This window comes from Alkalidesulfovibrio alkalitolerans DSM 16529, assembly GCF_000422245.1.
GTDB lineage: Bacteria > Desulfobacterota > Desulfovibrionia > Desulfovibrionales > Desulfovibrionaceae > Alkalidesulfovibrio > Alkalidesulfovibrio alkalitolerans.
In genome coordinates this window covers 57,181-67,726 of sequence record NZ_ATHI01000002.1, presented here as the reverse complement: position 1 = coordinate 67,726, position 10,546 = coordinate 57,181, and the positions used below count along the sequence as shown (strand labels likewise).

General features: G+C 65.1%; 11 protein-coding genes. 3 read left to right on the top strand and 8 right to left on the bottom strand.

What is annotated here, in order from left to right; all coding sequences use genetic code 11:
* Positions 1-48 precede the first annotated feature (48 nt).
* From uppS to DSAT_RS01255, 8 genes are all read right to left on the bottom strand, one after another.
* Positions 49-807 carry an undecaprenyl pyrophosphate synthase gene (gene uppS / locus DSAT_RS01290; protein ID WP_020885768.1) on the bottom strand — a complete coding sequence of 253 codons (759 nt, stop codon included), beginning with the start codon at positions 805-807 and terminating at the stop codon, positions 49-51.
* Between the two features lie 54 nt (positions 808-861).
* Entirely contained in the window at positions 862-1,416 is a 555-nt protein-coding gene (gene frr / locus DSAT_RS01285) for a ribosome recycling factor (RefSeq protein WP_020885767.1), read from the bottom strand.
* 3 nt (positions 1,417-1,419) lie between these two features.
* On the bottom strand, positions 1,420-2,139 hold the full coding sequence (pyrH, locus tag DSAT_RS01280) for a UMP kinase (RefSeq protein ID WP_020885766.1): 720 nt from the start codon (positions 2,137-2,139) through the stop codon (positions 1,420-1,422).
* 141 nt (positions 2,140-2,280) lie between these two features.
* Positions 2,281-2,898 carry a translation elongation factor Ts gene (tsf, locus tag DSAT_RS01275; protein ID WP_020885765.1) on the bottom strand — a complete coding sequence of 206 codons (618 nt, stop codon included), beginning with the start codon at positions 2,896-2,898 and terminating at the stop codon, positions 2,281-2,283.
* 3 nt (positions 2,899-2,901) lie between these two features.
* A complete protein-coding gene (gene rpsB / locus DSAT_RS01270) occupies positions 2,902-3,693 on the bottom strand; it encodes a 30S ribosomal protein S2 (protein WP_020885764.1) in 792 nt (263 codons plus the stop codon).
* A 314-nt stretch (positions 3,694-4,007) separates the two neighbouring features.
* Complete coding sequence (locus DSAT_RS01265) at positions 4,008-4,790, bottom strand: fumarylacetoacetate hydrolase family protein (RefSeq protein WP_020885763.1); 783 nt, start codon at positions 4,788-4,790, stop codon at positions 4,008-4,010.
* A gap of 80 nt (positions 4,791-4,870) precedes the next feature.
* Positions 4,871-6,526 carry a ribonuclease J gene (locus tag DSAT_RS01260; protein ID WP_020885762.1) on the bottom strand — a complete coding sequence of 552 codons (1,656 nt, stop codon included), beginning with the start codon at positions 6,524-6,526 and terminating at the stop codon, positions 4,871-4,873.
* Positions 6,519-7,235: a lysophospholipid acyltransferase family protein gene (locus tag DSAT_RS01255; RefSeq protein WP_020885761.1), complete on the bottom strand. Its 717-nt coding sequence runs from the start codon at positions 7,233-7,235 to the stop codon at positions 6,519-6,521. The genes DSAT_RS01260 and DSAT_RS01255 overlap by 8 nt, the downstream gene beginning before the upstream one ends.
* 143 nt (positions 7,236-7,378) lie before the next feature.
* On the opposite strand from DSAT_RS01255, the gene DSAT_RS01250 reads away from it, so the two are divergent.
* From DSAT_RS01250 to tgt, 3 genes are read left to right on the top strand one after another with little or no spacing between them, the layout of a single operon-like run.
* Positions 7,379-7,714 (top strand): hypothetical protein, encoded by a 336-nt coding sequence (locus tag DSAT_RS01250; protein WP_020885760.1) that lies wholly within the window; start codon positions 7,379-7,381, stop codon positions 7,712-7,714.
* Between the two features lies 1 nt (position 7,715).
* Entirely contained in the window at positions 7,716-9,350 is a 1,635-nt protein-coding gene (locus DSAT_RS14685; RefSeq protein ID WP_020885759.1) for a glycosyltransferase family A protein, read from the top strand.
* A 49-nt stretch (positions 9,351-9,399) separates the two neighbouring features.
* Positions 9,400-10,524 carry a tRNA guanosine(34) transglycosylase Tgt gene (gene tgt / locus DSAT_RS01240; RefSeq protein ID WP_020885758.1) on the top strand — a complete coding sequence of 375 codons (1,125 nt, stop codon included), beginning with the start codon at positions 9,400-9,402 and terminating at the stop codon, positions 10,522-10,524.
* Positions 10,525-10,546: the final 22 nt, after the last annotated feature.

The window sequence follows — 10,546 nt, the reverse complement described above, 5'->3', positions numbered from 1 at the left end:
GAAACTCTTGCAAGAGTTTCCCCGCCTCCCTCTCCCGCGTCTTTCCTCTCAGTCTTCGCCGACCTTGCCGAAGCGACGGCAACGGCTGGCGTAGTCGGCCAGGGCGCGGTCGAATTCGTCCGGGGAGAAGTCGGGCCACAGCGTTTCGGTGAAAAGGAACTCGCTGTAGGCGCACTGGAAGAGCAGGTAGTTGGAGAGGCGCAGCTCGCCCGAGGTGCGGATCACGAGGTCGGGGTCGGGCTGGCCCACGGTGTAGAGGCGCTCGGCAATGGCCTCTTCGCTGACCACGGAGGCGGGAAGCCCGTCCTCGACGATGCGGCGCACGGCGCGCACGATCTCGGCGCGGCTGCCGTAGTTCAGGGCCAGGTTCAGGGTCATGGCCGTGTTCCTGGCGGTCTTCTTCACGGCATGTTCGAGCACCTTGCGCGTGGCGAAGGGCAGGTCGGCGATCTCGCCGAGGATGACGAGCCGGATGGACTGTTCCATGAGGCTCGGCAGTTCGCGGGTCATGAAATCGGCCAGGAGCTTGAAGAGGAAGCCTATTTCGTCCTTGGGCCGGGCCCAGTTTTCCGAGGAGAAGGTGTAGAGCGTGAGGTGGCGCACGCCGCGCTCGCGGCAGCGGGTGACGATGGCCTTGGCGGCCTCGGTGCCCGCGCGGTGTCCTTCGCTGCGCGGCAGGCCACGGGCCTTGGCCCAGCGGCCGTTGCCGTCCATGATGATCGCCACGTGCGCCGGGAGTTTGTCCGGGGAGACAGTGGCTGGCGCAGGGCTGTTCCGGGCGTCGTGGTTTGGGGAGGAAGTCCGCATGTCGGCGTCTTGCCCGGCGCGGCCCGCGACTGAGCGCAGGCCGCGCCACGGGGGCTAGATCTCCATGATCTCTTTTTCTTTTTCCGCGAAGACCTGTTCGGCGAGTTTGATGGCGTTGTCGGTCAGCTTCTGCATCTCGTCCTGACCGCGCTTGAGATCGTCCTGGCTGATCTCCTTGTCCTTTTCGAGCTTCTTCAGCGACTCGTTGCCGTCGCGGCGGATGTTGCGGACGGCGACCTTGGTCTCCTCGGTGTATTTCTTGGCGATCTTGACCAGGTCCTTGCGTCGCTCCTCGGTGAGGGGCGGGATGTTGATGCGCAAGAGCTTGCCGTCGTTGACGGCGCTAAGCCCCAGGTCCGAGGTCTGGATGGCCTTGTCGATGATCGAGAAGGCGTTGCGGTCCCAGGGCTGAATGGTGATGGTGCGCGAATCCGGCACGGCGATGGAGGCTATCTGCGGCAAGGGGGTGGGGGTGCCGTAGTAGTCCACCTTGAGGCTTTCGACCAGGGCCGTGGAGGCGCGTCCCGTGCGCAGTTTCCCAAACTCGCGTTTCAGGTTCTCCACGGTCTTCTTCATCTTCCCGTCGCAGTCTTTGAGCACGGCTTGCATGAGCTACCCTCCTTGAACAGTTGTCCCGATGTCGTCGCCGGAGACGACCCGCTTGATGTTTCCGGGGGTGAAGAGGTTGAATACGATGATCGGCAGGTCGTTGTCCATGGCCAGGGATATGGCCGTGGAATCCATGACCTTCAGGCGGCGTTCGAGAGTCTCCATGTAGGGAATGGTCGTGAACATCACGGCATCGTCGTGCTTCATGGGGTCCTTGTCATAGACGCCGTCCACCTTGGTGGCCTTGAGGATGGCCTGACACTTGAGCTCGGCCGCGCGCAGCGTGGCGGCGGTGTCGGTGGTGAAATAGGGGTTTCCCGTGCCCGCGGCGCAGATGACCACGCGGCCGTGTTCCAGGTGGCGCACGGCGCGGCGGCGGATGTAGGGCTCGCAGACTTCGCGCATGGCGATGGCCGAGAGCACGCGCGTTTCCACGCCGAGCTTTTCCAGGGCGTCTTGCACAGCGAGCGCGTTCATGACCGTGGCCAGCATGCCCATGTAGTCGGCCGAGGCGCGGTCCATGCCCTTGGCGGACTCGGAAACGCCCCGAAAGATGTTGCCGCCGCCGATGACCAGGACCAGTTGCAGCCCCATGCGCGAGACCTCGACGATCTCGCGGCCGATGACGTCGAGTGTTTCGGGGTTGATGCCGAACTTCTGGTCGCCCGCGAGGGCTTCGCCGGAAAGCTTGAGCAGGACGCGCTGGTAGCGGAGTTTGGTCATTAGTCGATCCTTGGGCTTTGCGACCGGGGGAGCCCCGGCGGCGTGAGGGTTTTCAAATGTACACCAGCGCGCGCGCCAGGGCAACGGCGGCTGGCGCGCGCGAGCGCAAAAAAAGCGGGCCTTTCGGCCCGCTTCGTCGATCTATTCGGCGGCGTCGTCCTGCTGGTCTTCACCCAGAGCCATTCGGCTGAACCGGCCGATCTGGATGTTTTCTCCCAGGACGGCGACCAACTCGTTGAGCAAGTCCTGGATGGTCAGCTTGTCGTCCTTGATGAAGGGCTGCTCCAGGAGGCAGACTTCCTTGTAGAATTTCTTGATGCGACCCTCGACGATCTTCTCGGCGATGTTCTCGGGCTTGCCCTCGGCCATGGCCTGGTTCTTGAAAATCTCCTTCTCCTTGGCCAGCAGTTCCCCGGGAACCTGGTCGGCGGAGAGGCAGATGGGCGCGGCTGCGGCGATCTGCATGGCCACGTTCTTGGCGAACTCCTGAAACTTTTCGGAGCGGGCCACGAAGTCGGTCTCGCACTTGACCTCGACGATGACACCGATCTTGCCGTTGGAGTGGATGTAGGAGCCGATGATGCCCTCGGTGGCGGCGCGGCCGGCGCGCTTGGCGGCCTTGGCGATGCCTTTCTCGCGAAGCCAGGCGATGGCCTTCTCTTCGTCGCCGGCGCATTCGGCCAGGGCTTTCTTGCAGTCCATCATGCCCGCGCCGGTCTTGTCGCGCAGGATCTTCACCTGGGAGGCGGAAATGCTCATGGATTACTCCTTGTCGGCGGTGGTTTCTTCGACGGTCTCGGCGGCGGCTTCGGGAGCCGGGGCGGCCTCGGCGGCCGGAGCCTTCCCGGCCGGGACGGCTTCGTCGTCATCGCGCTTGGCGGCGCCTTCCATGCAGGCGTCGGCCATGTGCGAAACGAAGAGCTTGATGGCGCGGATGGCGTCGTCGTTGCCCGGGATTACGAAGTCGATGCAGTCGGGATCGCAGTTGGTGTCGACCACGGCCACGATGGGGATGCCCAGTTTGCGGCATTCCTGGACCGCGATCTCCTCGCGCTTGGGATCGATGATGAAGGCGGCCTTGGGCAGGTTGTCCATATTCTTGATGCCGCCCAGGTTGGCCTGCAGCTTCTTCATCTCACGCATGAGCATGGAGACTTCCTTTTTGCCGTAACGGTTGATGGAGCCGTCCTCCACCATGGCCTCCAGCTTCTTCAGGCGCTCGATGCTCTTTCTGATGGTCTGGTAGTTGGTCAGCGTGCCGCCCAGCCAGCGGTTGGTGATGAAGGGCTGGCCCACGCGGCCGGCCTCGTTGCGCACGGCCTCCTGGGCCTGGCGCTTGGTGCCGACGAAAATCACCTCTCCGCCCTTGGCCACGGTCTCGACGAGGAAGTCGTGGGCCTTCTGGAACAGCTTGACGGTCTGCTGCAAGTCGATGATGTGGATACCGTTGCGCGCGCCGTAGATGAACGGGCGCATCTTGGGGTTCCAGCGCCGGGTCTGGTGTCCGAAGTGGACGCCGGTCTCCAGCATTTGCTTCATGGTCACGTAAGCCATCGTGGATCTCCTTGGGTTTGTCCTCCACCTCCGCTTGCAAGCGCCCACGCGCCTTCGCGCGGACGACCCGTGGATCGTGCGGGGGTGTGTGTCGTTGGTGAACCGGAGTATCTAAACAAATCCACCGGAGAAGGCAACCCCGGCAGGCTGTTCCAGGTAGCGCTGTCCGAGACAGCGGAGCGAACTGCGCGAAATCAGGCTGGAGTCCTGCGCGCGAAGGCCTTGGGAGCTGTTTGCGCGTCTATCAGACGGTGACTCGCGACCTGTCCGTCAGCGGAATTTTTTCGGGAGCCGGGTGATACTTCTTCGCGATGCTACTGGACCCCGGCCTCGAAGGCAGCATCGGTCTGGGCCGAGGCGGTGACGGGGTTGATGAGCATGCCCACGCCCTCGATTTCCACGCGCACCTCGTCGCCGTCGCGAAGTGGCCCCACGCCCTCGGGCGTGCCGGTCAGGATGACGTCGCCGGGATTCAGGGTCATGACGCGCGAGACGAAGCTGACGAGCGTGCGCACGGGGAAGATCATGGCCGCCGTGGACGAGGACTGGCGTACGGTGTCGTTGACCACGGTGCGTATGGCCAGGTTGTCCGGGTCGGGTACCTCAGTCTCGATCCAGGGCCCGATGGGGCAGAATGTGTCAAATCCCTTGGCGCGGCCGAACAGTCCGTCGCGCCGCTGCAGGTCGCGGGCCGTGACGTCGTTGGCACAGGTATAGCCGAAGACGTAGGCATCGACCTCGGATTCGCGGAGGTTTCTGGCCGTGCGGCCGATGACCACTGCCAGTTCGCCTTCGTGGTCCACGCGCTCGGAATCCGGCGGCAGGACGATCGCCTGGCCCGAGGCGATGACCGAGGAGGGCGGCTTGAGGAACAGGCGCGGCTCCTCGGGCAGGTCGTGGCCCAACTCCTCGCCGTGGGCGCGGTAGTTCACGGCCGCGCAGACGATCTTGCTGGGCATGACCGTGGGCATCACGCCCACCTCGCGCAGGGGGATGGGATCGGGAAAGCCGAGTTCCTTGTTCAGGCAGATGACGTGGTCGTCATGGAGCGCGGCGTAGAATATCCTGCCCCGGTATTGGACGCGGAGGATGCGCATGGGCCGGACCTCGGAAGGGTTTGGGGTTGTCGTTTCGGCCCGACACTACCAGCCGTGCATGGCCCTGTCCAATGCGGCCTTCAGATGGAGATGACCACCGGCACGACCACGGGGTCGCGGTCCAGCACCTTGCGGAAGAAACGCCTGAGCGAGGAGCGAATGCGTTCCTTGAGCTTCTCGATCTGGTGCGGGGGCACGTTCTCGTAGATGTCGAGCACGATGCACTTGGCGTCTTCCAGGTAGTGGGCGTAGGTTTGCTCGAAAATGAAGCCCTTGGAGAGAATGTCGGGCCCGAGCGTGATCTCGCCCGTGGCCTCGTCGATAACCAGGTTCACGATGACCAGGCCCTCGCCGCCCAGGAGTTGGCGCTCCTTGAGCACAGTGTGGCCCACGTCGCCCACGCCCTTGCCGTCCACGTAGATGGACTCCACGAGAATCTTCTCCTCCAGGCGGATCGTGCCGTCGGGGAAGAAGGTCACGGGCTGGCCGTCCTCGACGATCAGGGCGCGTTCGGGCATCACGCCGCGCATTTCGGCCAAACGCTTGTGTTTGACCAAGTGGCGGTATTCGCCGTGCACCGGGATGAAGAAGCGCGGCCGCACCGCGTCGAGCATCTGGGAGAGTTCGGCCGCGTACGCGTGGCCCGAGGCGTGGATGCCGGCCACCCGTTCGTAGAGCACCTCGGCCCCGAGCTTGTAGAGGCGGTTGATGACCTTGGTGATTGCGCGCTGGTTGCCGGGGATGAAGCGCGAACTCATGATCACCAGGTCGCCCTCGTGGATTCTTATCTGGCGATGTTCACCCATGGCCAGCCTGGACAACGCCGAGAGCGGCTCGCCCTGCGAGCCCGTGAGCAGGATGACCATCTCGCTGTCCGGGAAGCGGGAGACGTCGTCGAGGTGCACGTACACGCCCGGCTCGACGTGCAGGTGGCCGAGTTCGCGGGCGATGTCTATGTTGCGCCACAGGCTCTTGCCGCTGGCCGCCACCTTGCGGCCGTGTTTGGCCGCGAGGTCGAATATCTCCTGCATGCGCTGGATGTGGCTGGAAAAGAGCGTCACGAGGATGCGCCCCTCGGTCTCGGCGAAGATGGAGTCGAAGGTGTGCTCGATTTCGCGCTCTGTGAGCGCGCGGCCTTCCTGCTCCACGTTGGTCGAATCCGAGAGCATGAGCGTGACGCCGGGGTCGGAGAAGGCGCGGAAGGCGTCGAGGTCGGTATGCTGGCCGTGCATGGGATGACGGTCGAGCTTGAAGTCGCCGGTGTGCACGATGCGCCCGGCCGGGCTTTCGATGCACAGGCCGAAACCCTCGATGATGGAGTGGCAGACCGGGACGAAGGTGCAGGCGAGCTCGCCGAAGATCAGCCGGTCGCCCGCCGCGACGGGCTTGAATTCGACGTAGCGGTCCAGGTCGTGCTCGCGCAGCTTGCTTTCCACCAGGGCGAGGGTGAAGCGCGATCCGAAGAGCGGGGCGTTGACAAAGGGCATGAGCCAGGGCAGCGCCCCGATGTGGTCCTCGTGGCCGTGCGTGAGGATGATGGCCCTGAGCTTGTCCTTGTTGGCAAGCACGAAGTCGAAACGGGGGATGACCACATCCACGCCGAAGAGGTATTCCTCGGGGAACATGAGTCCGCAGTCGATCATGATCATGTCCTGGCCGCTCTTGAGCAGCATGCAGTTCATGCCGATCTCGCCAAGGCCGCCCAGGGGGTAGAGGGTCACGCCGTTTTCAGCCATTGCGCAGCTCCCGGTAGGCCCCGTTCATGAGGCGGTAGAGGTCGTCGCGAAATGCCTCGCGCTGCTTGAGCGTGTAGCGCCCGGCAGTCTCGAGGGGCGGCAGCGCTCTGACTTTGACCACGCCCGGTCTGAGCCAGACACTCTTCTTGCGCAGGACGCGGGCCGTGCCGGTGATGACCAGCGGGACCACGGGCAGACCGGTCTTGAGCGCCAGGATCATGCCGCCGATCTTGAAGTCCATCAGTTCCTCAGGCTCCTCGCCCGCGCGCGTCCCTTCAGGGAAGACGATGATGGAGATGCCGCCCTGGGCCTGCTTGGCCGCGCGGTCCAGGCTCTTCATGGCGCTCACGGAGTTGCCCCGGTCGATGGGCACGTGGCCCACGCGGCCCATGGCCCAGCCCAGAAGCGGGATGGAAAAGAGTTCCTGCTTGGCCACGAAGCGCACCCTGTGGGCGTGCAGAAGGGCCAGCAGGAGAAGGATGTCGAGCTGGCTCTGGTGGTTGGGCATGAAAACGTAGGTCTTGCCGGGCGTGAGCACGGACAGGTCGGTCTCGACTCTGACTCCGGCGCAGAAGAGTGCGATGCGGCCCCATATCATGTGGATGCGGTCGCACAGCGAGGGGGCCACGACCGCCAGCAGCGAAAGCAGGGCGGTGACGGGCACGAAGACCAGATAGACGAGCACGTTGGTGAGCACGGTGTGAAGCATTGAAGATGACCTCTCGATGCGCGACACTACGGAAAAACCGACGTGCGAACAAGGGGCGAAGACGAGGAATCGGCGATGCGCGCGGCTTTTGCGCTTCTGGCACGGGTGTTGCTCGATACGGCGGGGAACCCAGGAGGAGCGTCATGATTCCGTCGCCCGTCACCGAGGCCGAAACGCGGGCCATTCCCGAGGATATCGCCCGCACCGACCTGCACAAACTCGATTATCAGGACATCTCCATCTCCGCCGAGGCGCTGTCCATCGTACGCGCCGCAGGCCGCGCCTTGATCGAGCGCCATATGCACGGCGAGTCCGCGCGTTTCACGCCCGCGCGCGCCTTGGCCATGTTTTTGGACCGTATCTATTTCAACCAGCGTACGGGCGAACTCCTGCTGTGCGCCGACGTACCCGCGCCCGGCATCTGCCTGCCGATCCCCAAGGGGCATTGGGGCCTTCGCCGCATGAGCCGCGAGCAGTAGCGTGAACACCGTCGAAATCTTGCGCGCCCTGCCTGAAACCATCCGCCTGCGTCTTGCGGCCGCGAGCCACGGTTCCGCGCATCTGGCAGGCACGGGCATGCGTTGCGTGCAGCTTGCGGCTACCGAGCCCGACTCGCGCGATCTGCTCGACCTTGGCCTGGACATGGTGATGGCCGCCTTCGAGGCCGATCCATTGGAAAGGCGAACCCTTGATTTTCTTGCGGCCACGCAGGCCAGATATCCCTTTTTGGACCCGACCCGCCACGCTCTCGTGAACATGCTGCGCGCGCCCGGCTGCAACGGCCCGCTGGCCCGGGCCGTGAGCGGACTGGCACGGGCGCGGCGCTACGAGGAGGCCTTCGACGCCGTGGAGTTGCAGGCTTCGGCCGCCTTTGACGACCCGTTTCTGAGCGGGGCGCTGGTCAGGCTTGCCAGGCGTAGCGGCCAGTGGGAGCGCGGCCGCGCCCTGCTGGAGAAGCAGGGGGGTGACGAGATCGGCGTGCGCACGCTCATGCTGGCGGACTGCCGGTTCCAGGCCGGCGATCCCCAGGCCGCGCTCAGGGCGTACGAAGCCGTGGGCTGGAACGGCTCGACCCATCTTCTTGGCCGACGGGCCGCATGCCTGGCCAGACTCGGCAGGAAGGCCGAGGCCGTGGCCCTGCACCGCGAGGCCCTCGCTCTCAGACCCTGGTTGACGACGAATCTGCTGCTGGCGCACGATCTGGCCTCGGGCTGGGCCGATGAGCGCCGCCCGATCCCCGGCCGGACGCTGCTCTTGTGCTACACGTGGAACAAGGCCGAGCTTTTGCATGCCACGCTTGAGACGCTGGCCCCGGAACTGTCGCGGGACATGCGGCTCTTCGTGCTCGACAACGGCAGCACGGACCAGACCCCGGACGTGATCGCGGCTTTTGCCGAACGGCTCGGCGAGAACATGGCCGGGCACATCCGGCTGCCCGTGAACATCGGCGCTCCGGCGGCGCGCAACTGGTTGCTCTCCCTGCCGGAACTGGCCGGATACGATTTCGTGGCCTTCATCGACGACGACGCCCTGCCGCCGACCGGCTTTGCCGAATATTTCGGGGCCGCGGTGGCGCGCTATCCCGAAGCAGGGGCCTACGGCTGCAAGATCGTGGACGTGCAGCGGCCCGAGCGCGTGCAGCACGCGGACATCCAACTCGTGCCGCCCGGCCGGTCGCCCGCCGCCTTCGACCTGCCCGAGGGCTTCGCCACGATGCGCCTCCTGGAGCCCGGCCGAAACGAGATGGACTTCGGACAGTACGACTATTTGCGTCCGGCCGCCTCGGTGACGGGCTGTTTCCATCTTTTTCGTACCGAAACGGCGGTGAGCGGCCCAGGTTTCGGTCTGCGCTTTTCGCCCTCGCAACTCGACGATCTGGATCACGACCTCGAATTGCTGGAAAACGGCAAGACCGCCGTGTTTCAGGGGCACCTGGCCGTGAATCACGTTCGTTCCACGGGCCTTTCCGGCGACGCCCAAGGCAGGCTTGCTGGCAACGCCCACAAGCTTTACCGCAAATGGACGCGTGAGCGGGCGCAAAAGGTCAAACGGCTGGCCGGGCAGGCGCTCCTTGAGGACTTGACGGTCCGCGAGCGCGAACTTCGGGACGCCTGAGGCTTTACAGCGCGCCCGCCTTTGCGTATCCGGGCCACACCAAACGCCCATGGAACGCCAGAACATCTTCACCATCCTCGCCCGCGACGGTCACGCCAGGCGCGGACGCCTTTCCACCGCGCACGGCACGGTCGAGACGCCCGTGTTCATGCCCGTGGGCACGGTGGGCTCGGTCAAGGCCGTGTGCCCGGCCGACCTGAAGGACGTGGGCGCGCAGATCATTCTGGGCAACACCTATCATCTGTATCTTCGTCCCGGCGACGAACTGGTCGCCCGGCGCGGCGGACTGCACCGCTTCATGCGCTGGGACGGGCCCATCCTCACGGATTCGGGCGGCTTTCAGGTCTTCAGCCTGAACGAGTTGCGCCGCCTGGGCGAGGAGGGCGTGGAGTTCCGCTCGCACTTGGACGGCTCGCGCCATCTCTTCACGCCCGAGAAGGTCGTCTCCATCCAGCGCAACCTGGGCTCGGACGTGATGATGGTCCTGGACGAGTGCCCGCCGGGCGGGTCGGATCGCGACTACGTGGCCCGCTCGCTCGGGCTCACCACGCGCTGGGCCAGGCGCTGCCGCGAGGCCTATCCGGCCGGGGCGGGCGAGCAGCATCTCTTCGGCATCGTGCAGGGCGGCATCTATGAGGACCTGCGTGAGGAGAGCCTTGCGCAGCTCGCCGGGATCGGCTTCGAGGGCTACGCGCTCGGCGGCCTGTCCGTGGGCGAGAAGAAGGCCGACATGTACCGCATCCTGGCCCACATGGGGCCGAGGCTGCCCGAGAATGCGCCGCGCTACCTGATGGGCGTGGGCACGCCGCTGGACATCGTCACGGGCATCGAGAACGGCATCGACATGTTCGACTGCGTGCTGCCCACGCGAAACGCCCGCAACGGCACGCTCTACACGAGCCAGGGCAAGGTGAACATCAAGCGGGCCGAGTTTCGCGAGGACGACTCGCCGCTCGACCCGGCCTGCTCCTGCTACACCTGCCGCACCTTCTCGCGCGCCTACCTGCGGCATCTCTACGTGGCCAAGGAGATCCTCTCCTTCCGTCTGAACACCATCCACAACCTCCGCTATTTTCTCGACCTCACGGCCCGCGCCCGTACGGCCATCGAGGCCGGGACCATGGCCGCGCTCAAGGCCGAAATCGCCGCCGCCTACCCCGAGGACGGGGCCTAGAAAACCGCGTTTGACTTTCACG